Here is a 23,228-nt window from a genome sequence, read left to right on the forward strand (position 1 = left end):
TATATTGACAGTTAAGGTTTTAATTAAAGTTGTGTGGAAATAAATAGACTATTTAGTACCCTGGGTTTTGTGGACCCAAGTTTGGATTTATTGCGATTTCGGTGCTTGGTATTGGCATCAGGTAGTCTCTGCTGGCGTCAAATGCAGAGCGTGGCTCGAGCGAATTTGGCCCTTTAAAAACTACGTCACCGAGTTTTCTTCTTTTTATGTCGTACCATCTTTTAAACTCAAACGCAAGCTCAAGCCTACGCTCCTCCAAAACTAAATTAATAAAATCAGCTTTGTTAAGGTTTGTGGGCACATTTTCGGGAAAAGTCCTCAGTTTTCCTGCTGCATTTCTTGCTCGGCTTCTTATTTGGTTTAAGTATCCATAGGCTTCTTCATTTGGGCCTGAAAGCTCTCCGATAGCTTCGGCAGCTATTAAAAGTACCTCTGCATAACGCATGTCGTTATAGTTAAAATCAGAATATCTGGCTCCTGCACCGGCATTTCCAGGGAAACGTCTCCATTTGTCTATGTGTGGTCTTGGGTCAGGAAAACCCGTGTATGGCACAACTTTGGTAGGCAAAACAAGTGTATCTTGAAAGCTTACTTTTTTTCTATAATCTCTGCTGTCCCAAGTACTATAAACCTTAAGAGAAGGCACCAATACACCAAAACCGCCCACTTCTGGCAGCCTGTTTCCTACCATTGGCCCCATGAGGTCGTCATTAAAACTTCCTGAGTTAATATTCCCCAAAAAATCTACCGCAAAAATGGTCTCCTTGATTACATCGGCCTTAGTAGCCACAAATAAGTCTTGGTAGTCGGCCTCCAACCTGTAACCAAATTTATCTTTATTATCTATTACATATTTAGCTTCTGCATAGGCTTTTTGATAGTTTCCTAACGTCATGTAAATAGAAGCCAAATATGCCGCCGCTGCACCTTTTGAAGGTCTACTTCTTACATCGCCTACTTGCTTGTCAGGAAGCCATTGCTTCGCAAACTCAAGATCCGTAATAAGTTTTTTGTAGATTTCTTCTTCTGAAGTTTTGCCTACGGTCTTTACGCTTTCAGGATCACTTACGAAACTATCGAGATACGGAAGTGCACCAAAACACCTCACCAAATGGAAGTAACTAAAAGCCCTGATAAACTTGGCTTCGCCAATGAGCGGGTTAATTTCGTTTTCTGACAAACCCAAAGATTTGGCCCCTGCCTCGGCAGAATTGGCAGCACTGATAACCTGAAACCAAATGGGCCAAAACCTAGCCACCATACCGTTTGAGGCATCCATCGTAAAGTCATTTACTTGAATACGCTCAGCTGATGTTCCCCTGTTTCCAATATCTACCATGTCGCTTCTCAGCATTAGAGCAGACAAAAACTGTCTTCCAAAAAGTGGCTCAGAGGCAATGCTGCCATAGGCTCCGAAAATAGCACTTTCTACGTCTTTTTTTGATTTATAAAAACCCTCAGGAGAAAGTAAACCTACCGGATTTTCGGCCAAGTCTGCACAAGAGAAAGTCAGATTTGACACAAAGGCGATTACGAATATATATACTAATTTTTTCATTTTTTTCTTTGTTTAAAAACCAACATTTAATCCTATTGTATACGACTTTGCATTTGGATAACTGCCGTAGTCTAGCCCCAAGTTTCGGTTGGCATTACTTCCGCTACCCGACGAATTATAGTTAACCTCAGGGTCATAGCCCGGATATTTGGTAAACGTCAAAATATTTTGAGCACTACCGTATAGCCTAATTTTGTTTACGCCGTTTATTTTGACTTTGTTCATCGGTAGGTTATATCCAAGTGCAAGGTTTTTTAGTCTGGCGTAACTGCCGTCATACACCCATCTGGTAGACACACGTTGGGTTCTCGAAAGCGAGCGTTTGGGCACGTCAGTGTTGGTATTGGTTGGCGTCCATCTATCGAGGGCCCTCGTGGTAGAATTATATGGACTCGCCATAGATTCTATCTCTAACAATGTAAAACTCAAGAGGTCGTTTCCTTGCGAACCCTGAAAGAAAATATTGAGGTCAAAGTTTTTGTATTTAAAATCACTGTTTAAGCCCCATATAAACTTAGGATTTGGGTTTCCTACAATCTGGCGGTCATTGGCATCTAGTTTTCCATCGCCGTTTAGGTCTTTAAACTTCTCTCCACCTACCACAGTTTCAAATCCCCCACCAGGCAAAAACGCATCGCCGGTTTGATAAACGCCGTCATACACCCAGCCGTAAAAACTACCCACAGGCTCCCCTACTCGAAGTATTTGGGTATTTCCCAAACCAATCATATGGCCAGGACCTGCTCCATATTGTATGTCTGCATTGTCGGGCAACTCGAGCACTTTGTTTTTGTTTGCCGAAAGGTTTACGTCTACATTCCACTTAAAATCTCCCGTAAGTATTTTAGAATTTAGACCAATCTCAAATCCTTTGTTTTCTACTTTACCGATGTTTTTTAGCTGTGTCTGAAAACCAGAATATTGTGGCAATGGCACACTAAAAAGAAGGTTACGTGTTACTCGGTTGTAATAGTCAAAAGTAAGATTGAACCTGTTGTTTAAAAATCCAATATCGGTACCGATGTCAAACTGAGCAGTGGTTTCCCATGTCAAATTATCGTTGGCAACCGTAGTTGGACGAACGGCATTCACCTGTTTGCCATTTATGATGGCCAAAGTAGAAGAGAACCTCGCCAAGGTTTGATACGGACCGATAGCCTGATTACCCGTTAAGCCATAACTTGTTCTGATTTTCCAAGAATCGAAGATTTTTACGTCTTTCATAAAGTCCTCGTTCATGATATTCCATGCAGCTGCTCCAGAAGGGAAAAACGCCCATTTTTGGTTTTTACTAAAATTAGAAGAACCGTCATATCTGGCATTAAAAGTCAGTAAATATTTATCTTGAAAACCGTAGTTTATTCTTCCAAAATAAGAAGACAACTGGGTTTCAGAAAGGTTAGAATTTGGTGCCTGAAAAACAGCCGCAGACCCTAAGTTCCAAAACGAAACGGCATTGGTGATAAACGACTGAGCTCTTGCTCCCCAACTTTCACCCGTAAACTTCTGGAATGAATAGCCACCCAAAACACTTAAATTATGAACTCCGCCTATTGTTTTGGTATAAGTCAAATAATTTTCATTGATTACATTGGTATTTTTATCGCCGTCTTGAGTGGCATCACCACCGACTGTTCTCCCTTGATTAAGCGTAGTTGGCTGAAAACTCGCGTCTCTTTGGTTATTGATAGAAGCACCAAAAGTAGTTCTGAATTTTAGGTCTTTAAAAACATCATAATCCAAAGAGAAATTTGCTTGCAGCCGGTCATTCACTGTTTGGTTTTGCAACTCCGTCACAATTGCAAAGGGATTGTCGATAGGGTCACCCTGTAAAGCCAATGTATATGTGCCGTCGGCATTGTAAATTCCCTGGTTGGGCATAAATTTAAACGCCGAAGAAACCGCACCGGCAGTATTGGCACCACCCGAAGCTTCTTGCGTACGGGTACCGTTTCTATTGGTTCTTTGGGCAAATAAATTCATGCCGATCCTCATTTTTTCATTTACCTTAAACGATAAATTGTTTGTCAATGAGTATCTATTAAAATCGGTTCCTTTTATGATTCCATTTTGGTCAAAAATAGAACCCGAAACGTAGTATTTGATAGAAGAATTTCCACCTGAAAAAGACAACTGATGATTTTGAATGGCTCCTGTTTTGAAAATTTGGTCTTGCCAATCTGTGTTTTCACCGGGTGAAACATAGTTTGGCAGCACTTCTTTCATGTAGTCTGTATACTGCTGTCCGTTTAGTAAGACTAGTCTATTTATCTCATTTTGAAAAGAATAAGAAGTATTAAAATCTACCCTCGTTTTACCTTCTTTTCCTTGTTTGGTGGTTACCATTACCACACCGTTTGCTCCTCTTGAACCGTAAATGGCCGTAGCCGAAGCATCTTTTAGCACTTCTATGGACTCGATGTCTTCGGGAGGAGGCAGTGTGCCACCCACAAAACCATCAACCACAAAAATGGGATCACTGCTGGCATTAATCGAGCTACCACCTCTAATTCTGATTTTAAATGAAGATCCCGGGTCACCGTTATTTGACTGGATTTGCACTCCAGCCGCTCTTCCTTGCAAAGCTTGGGTAAGTCCACCTGCCGGATAGGCCGATATTTGTTCGGCTTTAACAGAAGAAACCGAACCCGTCAAGTCACTCTTTTTCACGGTGCCATAACCTACTACCACCACTTCTTCGAGGGTTTTGTTGTCCACTCCCAAAGACACATTTATGACGGTGTTTGCACCTACCACCACTTCTTTAGGCAAATAACCTACAAAACTAAAAACCAACACCGACGAATTGTCAGGTACACTTAAGGTATACTCTCCGCTACTGTTTGTGGTGGTACCTTGCGAAGTACCTTTTATACTGACACTTACGCCCGGCAGACCGCCGCCATTGTCGGCATCGCTAACTTTTCCGCTTATATTTTTAGCTACAAAAAGTGGACTCGAATAAGTGTTTTGATTTGTGATTAAAGACACCTTCTTTTCGTTTTTTTGGTATCTCAATATAATCTTATTGCCTGTTAATCTATATTTGATTTGAAGCGGATCAAGAAATGAATCCAACACCTCTTTGAGAGTTTTGTTTGAGACATTTACAGACACTTTTCTGTTGGCTTCTATGGCCGTTGGGCTATATACAAACTTTACCTTTACTTCAGATTCTATTTCAGAAAGGACAGTTTTAATGGTTTTCTCTTCAGCTTTTAACGATAGCCGTTTCTCTAAAAATTCCTGAGCACTAAGGTCTTTAGCGTAGGTAATTCCGATAAACATCACCGCCAAGCAAATTTGCGTAATTGATATTCTCATGATTTTGAGGAATACTCCATTCCATTGTAATTTTTTTTTCATTACTTTTGATTGTTTTTGTAAGGTTTCGTAAGAATTTAAACAAAGACATCTCTTATCTTTTTTGGGAAATTGAGATAAGAAGAAAGCCTAAGTCGGTGATGGTGCAAACATCATCGACTTTCTTTTTTTTAAGGTTGTTATTTTTTAATCATACTGACTAATTTTAGGTTAAAATGATTGAACGATCGTTTATTATTCTGTAGGTTTTCCAAAAATCATTTGCAGCCTCTAGCATAAATAACTATCTGACCATCAGCTATTTCGTATTTAGCTTGAATAGTTTCACAGATAATATCTATTTTGTCATAAAGGGGTTCGTTACCGAAAGCAGCAGTGAGGTTACAGTTTGCCAAAAGCTCGGCATCAAATACCATTTTTACGCCATAAGCGTCTTCTAGTTGGCTCAACACGGTTACAATCGGTGTCTCGTTATAATCAAATTTGAGTAGCTCTTCTTTTTTGTTTAAAAGCATTGGTTTTTCTACCAAAGTCTTAACTATTTTACCATTTCCTTTCTCAAAAATCGCCTGCTGATTTGGCGTCAACAAAATCTGATCGGGATGGTTGCTTTGCTTCATACTTTTTTCTTGGTAAACTGTTACTTTTCCAGTTTTTACGGCTACCGAAGTTTTGGTCTCGCCTTGGTATGCCCTTACGGTAAAGCTAGTTCCCAAAACCTTCGTAACCACACCCCCCGCAATCACTAAAAATGGATGTTCAGGGTCTTTTTTTACTTCAAAAAACGCTTCTCCGCTTAAAGTAACTGTTCTAAACTGCCCGCCAAAATCTTCAGAAACTTGCAGTTTACTGTCTTTTTTGAGTGTAACCACTGTGCCATCCGAAAGCGTCATTACCAAAGTGCTTGGGCTTTTATTTTCGGTTTCATTGTTACTTATTTGTTTGTTAAAGGGCATGTTTAAACTACCGGAGTATTTCAGGAAAACACCCAAAACAATAACAACAGAAGCGGCTATTGCAACAATCTTTCTGTATTTCAGCCATTTATTTATGGGCTTTATTTGGCTCATTATATTAGCAATACCTTCTGTATTTTCATGGTTATAATGTTCCAATTCATTTATACGAGTGGCCACCACCAAGGTTTTGGCTTCTTCTACCATACTTGCTTTTTGAGGGTTATCTGCCAACCAGTCTTCCCAAAAAGTGTCTTTTTGAGGCAGTTTGCCCAGTACCCATTTCCTGAAATTGAGGTCTTGGACGAAATCTTCAGTGGTGTAAAAATTTATATCTTTCATGTTTTTTAACTACAAATTATGGAAGGCGATGCATACCGGAACTAACACAGACATTACCCAATTTTTTCGCATAGATTTTAGGGCTTCATACACTAGATTGATGGAAGAATGATGATTAATATCCATTATTTTTGATATTTCATCGTATTCTAATTCTTGGTAAAACCGAAGGTAAAGTGCCTCTCTTTGTCGCTTGCTGAGGCTTGCGAGTTCTTTTTCGAGCCTAATGAGGGTTTCATGCTCTATCTCGTTATTTATTAAATAAGACTCAATATTAAATTGGACTTCAATATCTATATCGTCGTTAAGTTGGGTGGTGTTTTTATTCCAAAAATTCTTGCCTTTTTCTTTAAGTAATCTTCTTTTATAAGAAGCCAACAAATAGGCTTTTATAGACTGAGGCGTGTCCAAAAACTGGCGTCTATTCCAGAGTTCCACAAAAAAATCTTGGATACAGTCATAGGCAAGGTCTTTGTTTTGAACCAGACGATACCCATAGTTTAGCATTGCATGATAATGCTGCTCAAGAATCTGCTCAAATGCACTCCTATCGCCCGATTGGAAGGATTGCCATAGTTTGCTATCAGATTGTTGATTTAACATACGCTACTAAATACTATTCGTTTAAATTTTGTTTAAAAATTGCAATATTTTGAGTAAATATAAAACTATTTTAACGTTTAAACAGATAGAGGCGATGCACTATAATTAATCCTCAAAAAAATTTACTTTTTTTTATAAATACCTACAAAAACAACAGCAAACTTCAGCAAAGACAAAGCTAAATTTCTGATAATAAATAAATTACAGAAAGCTAAACCTTCACATTAATTTTCAAACAAAACCTGAGAGATAGCTCTGGCTTTTGATACGTTTTCAGGAGTTGCTATTAAATCTTTGGCTCTGTAAGGAATCATTTGGGTGAAGATATCTTGCCATTCTTTGCTGTGATATTCTGGAAAACATTTTTCTAGCACATCGAGCATAATAGAAACCGCTGTAGACGCACCCGGCGAAGCACCCAAAAGTGCAGCCAAAGTACCATCAGCACAGTGAACAACCTCCGTTCCGAAACCTAAAATACCTACTTGCTCATCATCTTTTTTAATAACTTGCACACGCTGTCCGGCCACTTTTATTTCCCAGTCTTGGTTTTTCGCCTCCGGAAAATACTCCCTAAGAGCATCCATGCGGTCTTCAAACGAAAGTCTAACTTGGTCTATGAGGTATTTGGTGAGTTTAACTAACGAATTGTAAGCTCAAAATAAGGGCAACTCTTGCCGAGTTTTACCCATTTATTAAGTTTATTGGTAATAAACACCGGATATTGGTCTCTGGACTCAATTGTCCCGATTAGGGGGCTATATTTTTCATTTAAGATTAAATTTCCTGTACTAGGATTAATGAGCTCCAAAGCCACACAAAGCTTATCCTGATTAAGGAGCAATTCTTGGTTTTCCAGATCCACACTTTTCCATTCGTACTTGTTTGTAGTGGGAATGATGACCTCTTTTTTCAATAGGTTCTCTTTCGGGAAGCCCCTTTCATCCAAACTAAATACACCCAATCTGAGAGCCAAGGGAGGGCTACCACGAAAACCGGCTTTAAAGCGAACGGCAAGCAATTGTTTATTTTTTAAGCTTTTATTCAAGTAAACAGTGCCATGCCAAAAATTACTAGTCATCCTATAGCCATGCCTAATAATTCGTTTCTTCCGTGAGTTTAGAGTTTCCATCGGTGCATTTGTCACGACAAGCTCTCCCAAATTATAGGAGATGCTATCAAGTACAATAATATTGTTATTCTTGGTAATTTCACTCACACTTTTACTGCTGTGCACATATCCCACAGAACTAAAGTACAAGCTGTCGTCTAGACCAGCATTAATTATAAATTCACCCTTCTCATTCGCTATGCAGCCATATTTGTTTTTTGTTGAAACGGAGGCAAAGGGAATTCCTACACTACTTGTATTTAAAATTTTACCTTGAACTCGAATCAATTCTTGGGTAAAAACATTACCGTAATGCAACAGCAATATGATGATTAAAGTAAACTTATTGATATGCACCTTGACACTCGACTGTATTCTCATCATTTCTTGTACGGAAAACTATTCCAAAAAAAAACCTGTATTCTTGAGGTTGATAAACCACACAATTGCCATTTGTTCCATTTCCGTTACCCTCAAAAGTTACTGGTGGTGCCGAGTCACACCATCCAAACCAACAGGAATCTTACCTAAAACTACTCAATATCACTAGAAGCAATAGACCAACAAAGATAATCACTTTACCAGACGGCAACTTACTTTTTTTTCATAATGAAAGATTTTTATTTCAGCACATTATATATATCGGTGATGTATTTTTTTAAAATATTTTCAAAATATTTTATTTTTCAGTAAATAACTGAGTTAATAATATTCATCTTAGACTCTGATTATATGATAATTAAAGTAGAAAAGACAAAATATTTAGCAATAAAAGCTAAATATTTGAGCTAAAGGAACACCTCAGTACATTTGCTTCGAAACAAGAAATAGGGGCTGAAATGGCCTTATCTCACAATAACTTTTAAGAAGTCTTTAATCACTTGTAGATGAGCCTTTGGAAGCTCGCTTATTATATATCTCAATTGTCACACATACTACACCCTTCGTTATGGTACCTTCTCTGAAAAAGAACTATTGGTCATGGGCCAAACTCATGGTTTGGATGTGATGGCTTTGACCGACATCAACAACACCTCGGCTTGCCTGAGCTTTGTGAGGCTTACCTCAAAGTATGGGATTCAGTCTGTGCTGGGTGTTGACTTCAGAAATGGAGCAAGGAGGCTTTATGTCGCGTTGGCCGAAAACAATACGGGCTTTGAAGAGCTTAACCGCTTTCTATCAAAGCACTCTCATCAAAAAACAGAATGCCCGCGAATATTTATTTCAAAAAAATAGTGTCTGATATATATTGAACCTTAAAAAATGGCACGATCGGTTTAAGTATTTTTTCCAAAAAACATCTTAAAAGCTAATTTAAGTTTATGCCTTATGGATTTTAAACTTGCATAGACTTCTCTAAAATTAAAATAATGCCTTTTACAACAAAACCACAACCAAATAAGTATACTTGTATATTGTCAAACCTTAAAACCTTAAAACTAATGGGAAATAGAATCTTATTGAGCATCGCATATATAGTCATGTTGGGCTGCAACGGCTTGGCAAACGGACTGCCGCTAAATGGCAAAAACACAGGCGAACTTTCAGATCAATACCCCAATCTCTTTGTTCCGGCAGGACTAACGTTCTCTATTTGGGGCGTTATATATTTACTATTGCTGGCTTTTGTGGTAAATGTTTGGATAAAAAAGAAAGAAGTCAGTAAATGGATAATTATCAACTTTTTCGCAAATGCGAGCTGGATATTTGCTTGGCATTATGAAATACTTTGGCTCTCGCTTGTCATAATGTTAGTGATTCTCGGTTCATTAATATTGATAAATCAAGAAAACAAAACCTCCGATACGCTCTCAAAAGCATCCTTTGGTGTATATTTAGGATGGATTTGCGTAGCAACAATTGCCAATGTAACTGCACTTTTGGTTGGTTCAGACTGGCAGGGAGGTTTTATGTCAGAAGCAAACTGGACGTTTATTATGATAGCCATCGGCGGAGTCATTGGGGCATTTGCAATCACCCAACTGAAAAACTCGTTTATTGCAGCCGCTATTTTGTGGGCTTTTTTGGGTATTTATATCAAAAGAAGTGCGGCATTAGAACAATATCCAATTATCACCATCGGCATATTATTTGGTGGAGCTTTTGTGTTAGTAGGCGTATTTCTTCACTTAAAAAACAAAAGACTAAACGTGTAGATTTTGATATCAGCATATATGAAATGTGGCTTGGATAAAACTTTAGGTTTGGGCAACTGACTTTTTTGCTCTAAATTCAAGCTACATTTCATCCTTTAAAACTCTGATCTATGTATAAGACCATTCTTTTAGTCCTGATTTCGTTTGTGGGTTTTTCCCAAAAGTTCACAAAAAACGAAGTTGAAAAATGGAAAGAACAAGCTCAAAACGTAACTATCACCCGCGATAACTGGGGTATTCCACACATAGAGGGTGTTACTGACGCCGATGCCGTATTTGGCCTTATGTATGCCCAATGCGAAGATGACTTCAAAAGAATAGAGCTCAATTACCTCGAAAAACTGGGAAGACTCTCAGAAATATATGGCGAAAGCAAACTCTACGACGACCTTCAAATTCGTATTTTGATAAAAGAAAGCGATGCCAAAGCAGACTACAAAAATGCACAACCTTGGATGAAAAAACTCCTCGATTCTTTTGCAGCCGGCATGAATTATTACTTATATACACATCCCGAAACCGCTCCAAAGCTTTTAACGAGATTTGAGCCTTGGTACCCTTTACTATGGACAGACGGGAGCATCGGAGCCATCAGCACCGCCGACTTGAGTATTGGCGACTTAAAGGCATTTTATGCTGGAGAAAGCAAAGTGGGTGCAGTTAAGAAATTAAATGAAGACTACGAACAAACTGGCTCAAATGGCTTTGCGATAGCACCAAAACTCAGCAAAAGTGGCTATGCAATGTTATATATAAACCCACATACTACGTTTTATTTTAGGCCTGAAGTACACGTAAAAAGTGGCGAAGGGCTTAACGCATACGGAGCCGTAACTTGGGGGCAATTCTTTATTTACCAAGGCTTTAACCCCTACTGTGGGTGGATGCACACCTCATCAAATGCCGATGTGGCAGATACTTATTTAGAGAAAGTTACCACTCGTAAAAATAAACTTTATTACCAGTACGAAAACACGCTTAAACCCATAAAAACAGAGGAAATACAGATAAAATATTTGGAAAATGATAAAATAAAAGTTAAAATCTTCAAAGAATATACCACCCATCATGGCCCAATAATGGCCATAGAAGGCGACAATTGGGTAAGTTTGAAATCATACAACAGGGCGGCCAAAAGCTTAGAACAAAGCTGGATTAGAACCAAAGCCAAGGGCATGCAAGACTACATGGCAGCCATGAATTTAAAGGCGAATACCTCAAACAACACCGTTTTTGCAGACAATAAAGGAAATATTGCCTATTGGCACGGAAACTATATGCCGATTAGAGACTTTAAACTCAATTGGTCGAAACCCGTAGATGGAAGCACAAAAGAGACCGAATATAAAGGCCTACACGAGGTTTCGGAAACCGTGCACGTTTACAACCCAGATAACGGCTGGATACAAAACTGTAACTCTACACCTTTTACTTCTGCCGGAAACAATAGTCCCATCAAAACCAACTACCCCTCTTATATGGCTCCAGATGGCGAAAACTTTAGAGGAGTTAATGCCACAAGATTGCTCAGCAAAGTGGACAGCATAAACCTCGATGAGCTTATAAAACTTGGTTACGATAACTTTTTGCCGGCTTTTGAGGTACTGATTCCGGGTTTTGTAGAAAAAACCAAAGACAAAGTAGACCTTGAGATTATGCCCATCAGAGACATGTTTAAAGATTGGGATTATAGGGTTGACGAAAACTCCATTGAGGCACTATTGGCTATAGAATGGGCACAAAGATTAAACCCCAGTATCCGTAAAATATATGTAGACCAAGGCGAAATGGACCAAGTGGAAAGCACCAAGTATTTTATAGCCAACGCCTCACCCGAAGAGCTGATAGCCGCTATGAAAGATGTAATTAACACCTTGAAGCAAAACTTTGGAACATGGGGCGTAACCTGGGGTGAGATTAACAGATTTCAGCGATTAAATAACAATATCCCAACCGAAAACGACGATAGCCAACCAAGCTTTGCTATGAGAAATGCGTCGGCACTGTGGGGTTGCTTGCCATCATTTAATAGCAGGACAGTAAATGGCTCAAAAAAACGCTACGGCTATAGTGGAAACAGTTTTGTGTGTGCGGTAGAATTTGGAGAAAGAATAAAAGCGAAGTCGCTATTGGCAGGTGGTGTGAGTGGCGATGTAAACTCAAAAAACTTCAACGACCAAGCCGAAATGTTTGTAAATGGGCAGTTTAAAGATGTGCTTTTTTACCCAGAAGACATAGAGAAAAACGCAGTTAGAAAATACAATCCGGGGCAATAATGATCCTCAACTCATCAGTGTGAGCACCAGCGTTCTGCCTGTGTCGTGGTTGCGGTGTTCACACAGATATATTCCTTGCCAAGTGCCGAGATTTAATCTTCCTTTGGTGATTGGAATCATCACTTGGCAGCCCAAAGTCGAAGATTTTAAATGAGCAGGCATATCATCTGAACCTTCATAATCGTGCTGGTAGTGCTGTGCATCTTCAGGAAAAAGCAAATTAAAATGCCGCTCAAAATCGCCTCTTACGGTGGGGTCGCAGTTTTCGTTTATCGTTAAACTCGCAGAAGTATGTTTAATAAAAACTTGAAGAAAACCCACCTCAATAGTTTTCAGCTCAGGTAGGTGACCCACGATGGTGTCGGTGACGATATGAAACCCTCTTCGGTAGGCTGGCAGTCTTATTTCTTTTTGATGAAAACTCATGAAATTACGCTTTTATAAATCTCACCACATTGCTTACAAATTCCGCTGGTTTTAAGGCATGTACCCAATGGTTAGCACCTTCAATGGTGACAAGTTCGGCATTTGGAAAACTTTGTTTGAATTGTTCAAAATCATCTTCTTTTACATAGCCAGAATCGCTCCCTCGCATGATCATGGCTGGTTTTTGAGATATTCTGTCGAATGTAATTTCCTCTCCAATTTTATATATCTCTTTGCTTATTACCGGAATATTTATTCGCCAAGCAAATTTATTATCGTCTGTTCTGTATAAGTTTTTGAGGATAAATTGTCGCTCGCCAAAGTCAGAAACATATTGAGAAAAAATATCATCCGCGTCTTTTCTACTTTTAAGTTCGTCGAGTTTAATAGCCGCAAGTCCTGCTAAAATGTGATTGTGGTGGGTTGGATAAAACCTCGGGGCTATGTCTACAACAATAATCTTTTCGAAGTTATCGTACTTGGCGGCGAAGTTCATAACGGTTTTCCCGCCCATTGAATGCCCTAAAATTACGGGATTTTGAATATCGTGCTGATTCAAAAAGTCATTCAAATCTGCTGCCATCACATCATAATCAAATACGTCAGACCAAGGAGATTGCCCGTGATTTCGGGCGTCGAGGGTGTAAACGGCATAGCCTAGATCTGCAATGTTTTTTGAGACTGTATATAAATTATCAGACGACCCAAATACGCCATGCAATACCACCAATGGTTTTCCCTCACCTATTTTCCTAAAAAAAAGCTCCATGTCTTTCAGTTTTTTTGATTCGGTACAAATTTAAAGGGAAAGGCTTAGAAAAGGGTTAAATCATTGAAAAAATACTTTTTTGCACTACCCTTGTTATTAATGGTTAATGCTGAATGGTTAATGCTCATTACTTGTTTCACTACTACTCGTTACATTGTACTAAATACTTGCTGCTTTATACATGCTACTCAATGATCACTTTTTTTCTCCCCAAAAAACAGTTTAGCTTATACTCAATACATTAACCTAGGGAAATTTATAACCTAACTAAGTTTATTTAAGATTATTTTCAAGAAAAAGTCTACGCAAAAGCCATTCATCACAAATAGTTCGCCTCGTATATACTTTTATGGGCACCTTTATGGTTATAATTTTTATTAAGAATAAAAAGCGAGTTAAAAATGACTATACTAGATAAATTACAGGCATTTTTTTCGAAAGAAAATAAAGAAGAAAGCTTGGAGACTGACACAGTTTTCACCCAAGAAATCCTCCCTGAAGAATTGCCTAAACTTTCACAAGAACCCATCGCAGAGGTTAACTTTCCGCATTGGTTGGCCAACGAAGAAGCCCTTCGCGACGAAGGCGTACTTTTTGGTTTGTCGGAGGCAAACATGGACGATAAACTTCAGATCATAAGTGCGTATTTCAACCAAAAGACGGCTAAACTGCAGAAAACCAAAGAAGAACTGGCAGAAAAAATAGGTGAGCTAAATCTTTTTATTGAAAAAAAGCACAATGAATTGCAGGCCATTATCCAAAAAAGCGAAGCAACTACTGCGGCAGATTTTCAAGACGAGCAACTTTGGCGTGTGGCTATCGGCCTGTTAATATCGCTCGGCATGTGCTTTGGAAACTATTTTTTAATAGACCAAAGTCTCCAAATCAGCTTTCCTGAATCGCACAGATATATTTCGTGGGGTGTGTTTTTGACGGGTATGTTTTCGCTTTATAACCCACTTTCAGTATTACACCAAAGTGAGCAAAAACTGACTTGGAAATCGCTTCTTGAAGAATTTGGGGTGCCTTTTGCGGCATCGTTATTTGTATTTGTGCAGGTTGTAGAAAATCAGGCCATCTACAAGGCCATCGCACTTTTTGTTTTTGTGTTTTTCATGTTTATGGTTTCGGGAAAAATACTCCTGAGCAGCATAACTAAACTCAAAACAGAATGGCGATTGTTTGCAAAAAACAACACACTCAAAGGCGACAAAAAAGCAGTGAGCACCACCTGGACCACAGACAAAAACAAGCTGGAAGACGAAATAGAGGCACTTAGAATTAAGAAATGGAAAATAGTGCCTGAACTAAATCATGCAGAAGGGGAAATAAACGCATTGCTGAGTCAAAAAGAAACGCTAATAGGCTTATTTGTAAGTGAATACAATTTAGCCAAAGCATACAAAAATAAATTAAGCAAGTCACAGATATCTAATATTTTAGAAAAATGACATTAGAAAATAACAACGAAGATTTTGATAAAGGCTTTGAAAATGGGCTTGAAAACCTCGAAAAGTCAAATTACGAAGGGTTCCTGTCGAGCGAAGTGAGTTTTGATTGGCTCACAGAAACCAAACAGTACTACCAAGAGCAGCTTGTAGAAACAAATGAAACCATAAGCAAAACAAAAGCAGAGACTCTTGAAATATTAAAAGAAAAACAAGTCAAAGGACAGCTTTTTGAAGAACAGGACCATTTGGTAAAACACCAAGAAAATGAGATTGCGTTTCACCAAAACCGCATAGCAGAAATTAAAGAAGAAAAAGCAAAGACCCATACTTCGTATCCGTTTTTGGCTGGCATTCTATATTTCGTGGCTGGGGCTACTTTTATTGCTGGCGATTTAATCATTTCACATGAAATTGTGGCTTATGCACTTAACATCCGAAATACCTTTGAGGCCTGGGCTTTTGCGGTAGGTTTGGCATCGGTTTCGGTGTTACTAAAACCGGCTTACGAACGCCTCATAGAACAGCCGTATTTGAATAACTACAATGAAAAAACTAAAAAGAATTACGGTTATTTTCAGATTATTCTCTTGGTGATTTCTATCAGTACACTTACCATTTTAGGTTGGTTTAGGTACGAAGCCTACAAAACCGACAAGCTAAAAGAAAGTATAAACAGAGAAATTAAGTCGCTGCAGTTAGAAAATACGCCTTTGGTGGCGGATGCGGGTGCGGTAGCGAATCCGGTTATCACTCAAAAAATAGAAGAAAAACTAAAAGCATACGACCTACTGAATCAAAAACTAGTGGATAGCCCTTGGGCACTGCTTTCTTTTGTGCTAAGCGGGGTGTTATTTGCCCTAGCGGGAGCCATTTGCTTGGGCATTGCCTTTCCTATTTTGCACGTATATTGGAAACGTTGGCTACAGCTGCACCCTGTCCGGAACCGAGCCCAGCGAAAAATCAGAAAACATACAAAGGTTTTAAATGAAATTAAAAAACCATGGATAACGGCAAAAAAAGCCTTGGAATATGAAGACGCACGCTTGGCACTTTTCCCTAATTTAGAAGAACTTTCGGTCAAAAAACAGAAGTTAGAAGCAGACCTATTGGCCATAAACGAAAAAATAAAACTAACGATAGAATCTGGCAGAGTGAGCAGCTACAGTGACGGCTACGACAGTGGCGTAAACAACCGAAATAGCATGAGCAACGAAGAATTTGAAGAATATCGCAAAAAGCTCCTTGAAAAAGTACAAACTGGCAGAGAAAATCGAGACGAAATAACACCTAGAACAGTCAGAAACAACGGTTTAAGACCTCACCAAGCACTAAGAAAAGCTATATCTGAAGGTTTTAATGAAAATTAAAGCCTGATTTTAAATCTAATTTCCGATTTTTGTGAAAGAAAAGAATTAGAAATATGCAGATAAACGTAATAAAAATAGGAGGAAACATAATAGATCACGAAGAAAAACTCGCTTCTTTTCTTCGTGATTTTAGTAAACTACAGGGCCCCAAAATATTGATACACGGCGGTGGCAAAATAGCCACAAAATTAGCCGAACAACTGGGCATAAAAACCACCATGGTAGAAGGCCGAAGAATCACCGACGAACCAATGCGAGATGTGGTCACGATGGTATACGGTGGCTTAGTTAATAAAAAAATAGTGGCTGCACTTCAAGGAAACAATTGTAACGCCATAGGCCTTACTGGAGCTGATGCTCAGGTAATTATAGCAAAAAAACGACCCGTAAAAACCATCGACTACGGTTTTGTGGGAGACATAGAAAAGGTAAACGACACTTTTATCCTTTCACTTATCAATCAAAACATCACCCCTATTTTTGCTCCACTAACATTTGACCCACAAGGTTTTATGCTAAATACCAATGCCGATACGCAAGCGTCAGCGGTGGCTACAGCGTTAGCTTCGCATGCAGACGTAAATCTGGTATATTGTTTTGAGAAAAAAGGCGTTTTGTCGAACCCCGAAGACGACGACTCCGTTATATCAAAGTTGGTGCCCGAAACCTACGAAAAATACAAATCTGAAGGGGTGATTTATGAAGGAATGATTCCTAAACTTGACAATGCATTTGCAGCCGTGAGAGCCGGTGTAAAAAATGTTATCATTTGTCAGGCGGAGCAACTTCATGAAGCCATAGAACAAGGGCAGGCCGGCACATACATTTCGCTAAAATAACAAGAAATTGAAAGAAGAAAAACCAGCTTCACTAAAGGCCGAAATCGCAAATTCACTTTCGCACGGTTTTGGAATACTATTTGCCGTAATAGCGAGCCCACTTTTGATAAGCTTGGCAACCAAAAACAACAACGATTCTTTTGTGTTTGCTGTGGCGTTTTATTCCTTTACGATGCTTTTGGTTTTTACCACCTCCACACTTTACCATGCTTTTGACAATCCCAAAGTCAAAAAAACACTTCGGATGTTTGACCACATCAGTATATTTTTCTTAATAGGAGGCTCCTATGTGCCTTTTGTAGTTAAATATACCCCAAACAACACGGCGGTTTGGTTTCTAAGTATTCAGTGGACGCTCATTGCTTTGGGCATAATCAAAAAGATATTTTTCACCGGAAAATTCAGATTACTCTCTAGCCTAATTTACATTTTCATTGGCTCTATGGTGGTGTTTTTAGGTACCGACTTTTGGCACAGCATACCGCAGAAAGCCATTTATTTTATACTAGCTGGTGGGCTTTCCTACCTAATAGGCGTAATATTCTATCAAAACAGAAAGATTCCGTACAATCATTTCATTTGGCACATGTTTGTATTGGCGGCCGCCATACTTCATTGGGTGGGTGTGCTTGTTATTCTGTAATTATTTTGCTCGCACATAGGTGTGCCCAAAACCATCATAAACCTCGTCAAATAGATATAAAGTATCGCTCGAGATGTGATATGACATTTTTCCTATTCCGTTTGAACTAAGTTCTATGAGCGGCACAACTTCGGTGCTTGTGATTGATTTTCCTGTGGTTAGCTTATAGGTACCTGAACTTTTTTCTACCCCATTTTCAAAAAAACGGTAGGTTAAGTCACCTCCGTAAAACATAGTTCGCTTGTTGTTTTCGTTTGCTTTTATGGTTACTCCGGCTATTCCCCCTTGGCTTTGTACCCAATTCCAGTTTCCTACAATCCCATCGGCGGCAACTTCTACTTTGGTGCAAGCCACCATTCCCAATAACAATACGCCAATTAAATACTTCATTTGATTTTGGATTTTTATTAAAAAAATAATTTCAACAGCTGTTATTAAAAAACTTTACTGATATACTATAGATTCTTTAAGAAAGAAATAGGTTGGAATGTAAGTAAATTTTACTTTTGCCAATAAAAAAAATAACGAATGGATAGTCAAAGATTAGAAGAATTAAACAGTTTTGCAGTCGATTTTCTCAAAAAATTAATAGAAACACCCTCGCTTTCTCGCGAAGAGTCACAAACTGCAGATCAGTTTACCGATTTTTTTAATCAAAAAAACATACCATTTGAGCGTATTAAAAACAATGTTTTTGCAAAAAATAAAAACTTCGATGCTGCCCTTCCGACTATACTTTTAAACTCTCACCACGACACCGTAAAGCCAAATATTTCTTATACCAAAGACCCGTTTAAAGCTCAAATAGCAGACGGGAAACTTTTCGGACTTGGTAGCAACGACGCAGGCGGACCATTAGTAAGCCTTTTGGCCACTTTTTTATATTTTTATGAGAAAGAAAATCTAGCATTCAACCTCGTGTTTGCGGCATCAGCCGAAGAAGAAATATCGGGAGTAAACGGCATGGAATTGCTGGTAAAACACCTTCCCAAAATAGACCTCGCCATAGTGGGCGAACCTACTTTGATGGATATGGCTGTAGGCGAAAAAGGCTTGCTAGTCTTAGATGTTACAGCAAAAGGAATAGCGGGGCATGCCGCCAGAAATGAAGGCAAAAATGCTATTTATGAAGCTCTAGAAGACATTGAGTGGTTTAAGAAATACGAATTTGCTAAAGTATCCAAAAGCCTTGGGCCCATAAAAATGAGCGTAACCCAAATAAATGCAGGCAGCCAGCACAACGTGGTGCCTGACGTTTGCAGTTTTGTGGTAGACGTAAGAGCCACTGACGCTTATACACTTGAAGAGACTTTAGAAATAATAAAAAGCAGTGTAAAATCTGAAGTGAAACCTCGCTCAGTACGTTTACAGCCTTCAGGAATAGCCATGGAGCACCCGATTGTGCAAAAAGGACTAAGTCTCGGAATGAAAGCATACGGTTCGCCTACGCTGTCTGACCAAGCTTTGATGCCTTATAAAAGTATAAAAATTGGCCCAGGAGATTCTGCTCGCTCACACACAGCCGATGAGTTTATCTACCTACAAGAAATCAAAAGCGGAATTGAAAAATACATCGAATTGCTAGAAGCTCTCTCACTGTAAAATCAATCAGGCTGAATGCCCACGCTGGTCCAGCCGCCGTCTACCACGAGGCTTTGGCCGGTGATGTGTTTTGCGGCATCTGAACAAAAAAAACAAACGGCCTCTGCTATGTCATTTACCTCTGCAGGTATGCCCAATGGCGTTATTTGTGACCAGGTTTTATGATAGGCTTGATCTTCCAAGGTGCGTTCGGTAAGTGTAGCTCCAGGTGCTACCGTATTTACCCTTATTTTATATTTAGAAAGCTCCACCACTAGGTTTTTAGCCAGCATTTCTATGGCGGCTTTGGTCATGGCATATGCTGCCAAGTTTTTATGAGCCAAGTGTCCCACCACGCTAGACATCAGCACGATACTGCCACCTCCGCCTTGCTTAATCAATTGAATAGCCGCTTTTTGGCATAAAAAAAATGTCCCTTTTAAGTTAACCTCACTCACGTCTTCAAAGTCTTTTTCGGAGAAAGTCAAAAAATCGCCGAAACGAGTAATTCCCGAATTTGCAACTACAATATCTAGGCGACCGAAGTTTTTTACTGCCTCAAAAATCATGGAATCAATCACTGAAACCTCGGCACTATTTCCTGCAACCGCAAGGGCCATATTTGGGTAGGTGTTATTAATAGAATGGCATGCAGTCGAGCACAAATCAGCATCAAGGTCATTTAAAACCACTTTTACTCCCTCAGAAGCAAATTTGAGAGCCACCGCCAAGCCGATACCTTGCCCTGCCCCTGTCACTATCGCTACTTTTTGAATTCCCAATGCGTGTTATATTTTTTAGGTTGAAATTAATGCTCAATTTAAAGAATTAATCGGAATTTCCGTGATGCTGCTTTCCTAAGTTAAAGGTGATTTTTAACCTAATTTTTTGAAATATCATATCGGCTAAACCAAAAAAGATAATACATTTTTTTTACCCAAATTAGAATTTGAAAACGATTTTTGAAATGAAAACTGGAATTTAAACTTCAAACTTTAGATATTTGGCATTTTAAAAATTAACCCATCGAATAATTGGACACTTCTCTTTTAGTAAAAGCTGCGAACTACTGCGTTTATCAAGAACGCACACAAGCAGAAGTGAGAAAAAGACTCCGCGAGTGGGAAGTGTTTGGAGACAAAGCAGAACAGGTGATTGCCTACCTAATCACCGAAAACTACATAAACGAGGAGCGATATGCGAAGGCTTTTGCAGGAGGAAAATTTCGCGTAAAAAAATGGGGAAAAAGAAAAATACTTTTTGAGTTAAAAGGCAAAGGCCTAAGTAAGTATTGTATAGAATCTGGCATGAAAGAAATAGACGACCAAGACTATTTTGACACGATAGATCAGTTAATCGCATATAAAAAAAACGACCTTAGAAACGAGCCAAACCGCTTGATTAAAAAACAAAAGACGGTTAAATATTTGGTAGGAAAAGGTTTTGAAATGAACTTGGTTTTAGACCAATATCAAGACGATTAATCAATCTTTATTTTTGAGTACTTGCCAAAACCTCCCCATTATCGGAATTGTGATAATGGCCAACATAAAAGCCGCCAACACCTTTTTTTCTATGCCAAAGTCTCCTAAAAAAAAGTACTTTACGGCAGCATAAAGCAAGCCTACAACTATTGCAATGGCAATTCCCACAAAAAACTTAGCAACAAACTTCATTTATCTTTTTTCTTTCAAAATTACGATTATTTACCAATATAGTAAACTAGAGTTTCTGAAACAGCGAATTTTAAAATTTAAGTACTATAAAATAAAAGGCATTTGGATAAAAAATAAGGCGAACTTATTTGTTAGACTCATCTAAGTTTGTATTTTTACTGAAATAATTTTAGCAAAGCGATATTCATGAAGTCAGAGTCATTAAGCGAGGTACATTCGAGTGTAAATACTAATAAAAAAGGCTGGAGAAAAATATTGGCGTTTTTGGGACCTGCATATTTGGTCAGTGTGGGATATATGGATCCGGGTAACTGGGCCACAGACATTGCCGGAGGTTCTCAGTTTGGTTACAAGCTCATTTGGGTTTTACTTATGTCAAACCTCATCGCGGTGCTTTTGCAGTCTTTGAGTGCCCGTTTGGGCATAGTCAGGGGCTTAGACCTCGCCCAAGCCTCAAAATATGCGTATCCAAAATGGGCGAACATCCCCCTGTATATTCTGGCTGAAATAGCAATAGCGGCCTGCGACTTGGCCGAAATAGTCGGAATGGCGATCGGACTAAATCTTCTTTTTGGCTTTCCATTGATTTGGGGAATAGCCATAACTGCCCTTGACACTATTCTTCTGCTGTTTTTATTAGACAAAGGCATGCGGGTAATGGAAATTTTCATTATTTCCATGGTTTCCATTATCGGATTTTCGTTTTTGGTAGAAATGTTTATTGTCTCGCCCGTATATTCCGATGTTATCACGGGTTTCGTGCCTTCTAATCTTTCAGGAGATGCACTTTATATCGCCATCGGAATCATTGGAGCTACTGTGATGCCGCACAACCTGTATTTACACTCTTCGCTGGTACAGACTCGGAAATTTGACAAAACGAGCGAAGGAATGAAAAACGCCATAAGATTCAACTTTTTTGATACTGTCATAGCCCTAAACTTGGCTTTTTTTGTAAATGCCGCCATCCTGATTTTGGCTGCAGCCGCCTTTTATGTAAACGGATATTATCACATCGCTGAGATTCAGGATGCTTCAAAACTCTTATTTAATCTTTTTGGAAAAGCAGCACCTATGTTTTTTGCGATAGCCCTAATAGCAGCCGGACAAAGTTCTACCATAACCGGAACATTGGCAGGCCAAATAATAATGGAAGGCCACTTAAATCTAAGAATACGCCCTTGGCTAAGAAGACTGATAACGAGACTATTAGCTATAGTGCCGGCCATGTTTACCATTTTATATTTTGGAGACGAGGCTTTGGGTAGTCTACTGATATTAAGTCAGGTGGTGTTGAGTTTACAACTAGGCTTTGCTGTGATTCCGCTGATACATTTTAATTCAGACAAAAAACTCATGAAAGAGTTTGCCATCAAAACCTGGGTTAAAGTTTTGGCATGGCTTAGTGCTGCTATAATAGTATATTTAAACATTCACTTGGTTATAGACGAAATATCAGGCTGGATAGGCAGTGCAGGAGAAAACAAAATCTGGATTTACCTTTTCGTAATTCCGCTTGCATTGGCATGCTTTGCCTTATTGGTTTATGTTTTTGTGCATCCATTTATCAGTAAAACCGGAGAAAAAGACATCACCATTCCGCATGGACAAGCTCTAAATCTGGAAGTAATAGAGAAAATGAGTTATAAAAATATAGGTATCGCTATTGATTTTACTGGAAACGATCAGGAGATAATAAGAAGTGCCTTAAACCAAGGAGGAAAACAATCACAATATATATTTATTCATATAGTAGAAAGTGCCGCTGCTAGGTATTTGGGAAAACACACCGACGACCACGAAACCCAACTGGATAAAGACAGCCTACTCAAATACCAAGAAACCTTAATAAACTTAGGCTATCAGGTAAAAATAGAGATAGGCTTTGGAAACCCTTCGAATGAAATCTCAAGAATAGCAAAAGCGAATGAAATAGACCTACTTATAATGGGTGTGCATGGCCACAAGGGTATCAAGGACCTGATATTTGGAAGTACCGTAGACAATGTACGCCATAGACTAAAAGTACCGCTGTTAGTAGTTGCATAACTTATAGATGACTTTATAAAATAAAGCAGAGGAAATAATACATATTGGAATGATTTTGGCTTAGGTAATTTGACCGTTAAATCAATTACCCATAAAAATTG

At 38.9% G+C, this 23,228-nt stretch carries 20 protein-coding genes and 1 pseudogene; 10 read left to right on the forward strand and 11 right to left on the reverse strand.

What is annotated here, in order from left to right:
* Nucleotides 1-52 precede the first annotated feature (52 nt).
* The 6 genes and pseudogenes from ACFOOI_RS09345 to ACFOOI_RS09370 form a co-directional block, all read right to left on the reverse strand.
* Nucleotides 53-1,558, reverse strand: a complete 1,506-nt coding sequence (locus ACFOOI_RS09345) for a RagB/SusD family nutrient uptake outer membrane protein (RefSeq protein ID WP_379837329.1) — start codon at nt 1,556-1,558, stop codon at nt 53-55.
* Nucleotides 1,559-1,570: 12 nt separating this feature from the next.
* Entirely contained in the window at nt 1,571-4,924 is a 3,354-nt protein-coding gene (locus ACFOOI_RS09350) for a TonB-dependent receptor (protein WP_379837331.1), read from the reverse strand.
* Between the two features lie 215 nt (nt 4,925-5,139).
* Complete coding sequence (locus ACFOOI_RS09355; RefSeq protein ID WP_379837333.1) at nt 5,140-6,180, reverse strand: FecR family protein; 1,041 nt, start codon at nt 6,178-6,180, stop codon at nt 5,140-5,142.
* 9 nt (nt 6,181-6,189) lie between these two features.
* The gene (locus ACFOOI_RS09360) at nt 6,190-6,783 is read right to left on the reverse strand and encodes an RNA polymerase sigma factor (RefSeq protein ID WP_379837335.1); all 594 of its coding nucleotides are present in this window, start codon (nt 6,781-6,783) and stop codon (nt 6,190-6,192) included.
* 224 nt (nt 6,784-7,007) lie between these two features.
* Nucleotides 7,008-7,412, reverse strand: a pseudogene (locus tag ACFOOI_RS09365) (malate:quinone oxidoreductase); the annotation flags it as partial.
* 11 nt (nt 7,413-7,423) lie between these two features.
* Nucleotides 7,424-8,278: a hypothetical protein gene (locus tag ACFOOI_RS09370; protein ID WP_379837337.1), complete on the reverse strand. Its 855-nt coding sequence runs from the start codon at nt 8,276-8,278 to the stop codon at nt 7,424-7,426.
* Between the two features lie 528 nt (nt 8,279-8,806).
* On the opposite strand from ACFOOI_RS09370, the gene ACFOOI_RS09375 reads away from it, so the two are divergent.
* From ACFOOI_RS09375 to ACFOOI_RS09385, 3 genes are all read left to right on the forward strand, one after another.
* Complete coding sequence (locus ACFOOI_RS09375) at nt 8,807-9,130, forward strand: PHP domain-containing protein (protein ID WP_379840214.1); 324 nt, start codon at nt 8,807-8,809, stop codon at nt 9,128-9,130.
* A 206-nt stretch (nt 9,131-9,336) separates the two neighbouring features.
* Nucleotides 9,337-10,050, forward strand: coding sequence for a tryptophan-rich sensory protein (locus ACFOOI_RS09380; protein WP_379837339.1), 714 nt, complete (start codon nt 9,337-9,339; stop codon nt 10,048-10,050).
* Nucleotides 10,051-10,160: 110 nt separating this feature from the next.
* Nucleotides 10,161-12,326: a penicillin acylase family protein gene (locus ACFOOI_RS09385; protein WP_379837341.1), complete on the forward strand. Its 2,166-nt coding sequence runs from the start codon at nt 10,161-10,163 to the stop codon at nt 12,324-12,326.
* Between the two features lie 6 nt (nt 12,327-12,332).
* Here ACFOOI_RS09385 and ACFOOI_RS09390 read toward each other — a convergent pair whose 3' ends face one another.
* Both ACFOOI_RS09390 and ACFOOI_RS09395 read right to left on the reverse strand, forming a co-directional pair.
* The gene (locus ACFOOI_RS09390; protein WP_379837343.1) at nt 12,333-12,752 is read right to left on the reverse strand and encodes a secondary thiamine-phosphate synthase enzyme YjbQ; all 420 of its coding nucleotides are present in this window, start codon (nt 12,750-12,752) and stop codon (nt 12,333-12,335) included.
* A 4-nt stretch (nt 12,753-12,756) separates the two neighbouring features.
* Nucleotides 12,757-13,521 (reverse strand): alpha/beta fold hydrolase, encoded by a 765-nt coding sequence (locus tag ACFOOI_RS09395; RefSeq protein ID WP_379837345.1) that lies wholly within the window; start codon nt 13,519-13,521, stop codon nt 12,757-12,759.
* A gap of 401 nt (nt 13,522-13,922) precedes the next feature.
* Here ACFOOI_RS09395 and ACFOOI_RS09400 point away from each other — a divergent pair, with 401 nt between their 5' ends.
* The 4 genes from ACFOOI_RS09400 to trhA are packed head-to-tail and all read left to right on the forward strand — an operon-like array spanning nt 13,923 to nt 17,821.
* Nucleotides 13,923-14,972 (forward strand): hypothetical protein, encoded by a 1,050-nt coding sequence (locus ACFOOI_RS09400; protein WP_379837347.1) that lies wholly within the window; start codon nt 13,923-13,925, stop codon nt 14,970-14,972.
* Nucleotides 14,969-16,339 (forward strand): hypothetical protein, encoded by a 1,371-nt coding sequence (locus tag ACFOOI_RS09405; RefSeq protein WP_379837349.1) that lies wholly within the window; start codon nt 14,969-14,971, stop codon nt 16,337-16,339. The genes ACFOOI_RS09400 and ACFOOI_RS09405 overlap by 4 nt, the downstream gene beginning before the upstream one ends.
* Before the next feature lie 53 nt (nt 16,340-16,392).
* Nucleotides 16,393-17,178, forward strand: a complete 786-nt coding sequence (argB, locus tag ACFOOI_RS09410; RefSeq protein ID WP_379837351.1) for an acetylglutamate kinase — start codon at nt 16,393-16,395, stop codon at nt 17,176-17,178.
* Nucleotides 17,179-17,185: 7 nt separating this feature from the next.
* Nucleotides 17,186-17,821 carry a PAQR family membrane homeostasis protein TrhA gene (gene trhA / locus ACFOOI_RS09415; protein WP_379837353.1) on the forward strand — a complete coding sequence of 212 codons (636 nt, stop codon included), beginning with the start codon at nt 17,186-17,188 and terminating at the stop codon, nt 17,819-17,821.
* Here trhA and ACFOOI_RS09420 read toward each other — a convergent pair whose 3' ends face one another.
* Nucleotides 17,822-18,211, reverse strand: a complete 390-nt coding sequence (locus ACFOOI_RS09420) for a hypothetical protein (RefSeq protein ID WP_379837355.1) — start codon at nt 18,209-18,211, stop codon at nt 17,822-17,824.
* 138 nt (nt 18,212-18,349) lie between these two features.
* Here ACFOOI_RS09420 and ACFOOI_RS09425 point away from each other — a divergent pair, with 138 nt between their 5' ends.
* A complete protein-coding gene (locus ACFOOI_RS09425) occupies nt 18,350-19,423 on the forward strand; it encodes a M20 family metallo-hydrolase (protein WP_379837356.1) in 1,074 nt (357 codons plus the stop codon).
* Nucleotides 19,424-19,425: 2 nt separating this feature from the next.
* Here the strand turns inward: ACFOOI_RS09425 and ACFOOI_RS09430 are convergent, their stop codons facing one another.
* A complete protein-coding gene (locus ACFOOI_RS09430) occupies nt 19,426-20,184 on the reverse strand; it encodes an SDR family NAD(P)-dependent oxidoreductase (RefSeq protein WP_379837358.1) in 759 nt (252 codons plus the stop codon).
* Between the two features lie 252 nt (nt 20,185-20,436).
* On the opposite strand from ACFOOI_RS09430, the gene ACFOOI_RS09435 reads away from it, so the two are divergent.
* Nucleotides 20,437-20,886, forward strand: coding sequence for a regulatory protein RecX (locus ACFOOI_RS09435; protein ID WP_379837360.1), 450 nt, complete (start codon nt 20,437-20,439; stop codon nt 20,884-20,886).
* On the opposite strand, the gene ACFOOI_RS09440 is transcribed toward ACFOOI_RS09435, so the two are convergent.
* Nucleotides 20,887-21,078, reverse strand: a complete 192-nt coding sequence (locus tag ACFOOI_RS09440; RefSeq protein ID WP_379837362.1) for a hypothetical protein — start codon at nt 21,076-21,078, stop codon at nt 20,887-20,889. It lies immediately after the preceding gene.
* Nucleotides 21,079-21,264: 186 nt separating this feature from the next.
* Here ACFOOI_RS09440 and ACFOOI_RS09445 point away from each other — a divergent pair, with 186 nt between their 5' ends.
* On the forward strand, nt 21,265-23,127 hold the full coding sequence (locus ACFOOI_RS09445) for an Nramp family divalent metal transporter (RefSeq protein ID WP_379837364.1): 1,863 nt from the start codon (nt 21,265-21,267) through the stop codon (nt 23,125-23,127).
* Nucleotides 23,128-23,228: the final 101 nt, after the last annotated feature.

It is taken from the genome of Lacihabitans lacunae (assembly GCF_042649125.1).
In the GTDB taxonomy this organism is placed as follows: Bacteria; Bacteroidota; Bacteroidia; order Cytophagales; family Spirosomataceae; genus Leadbetterella; species Leadbetterella lacunae.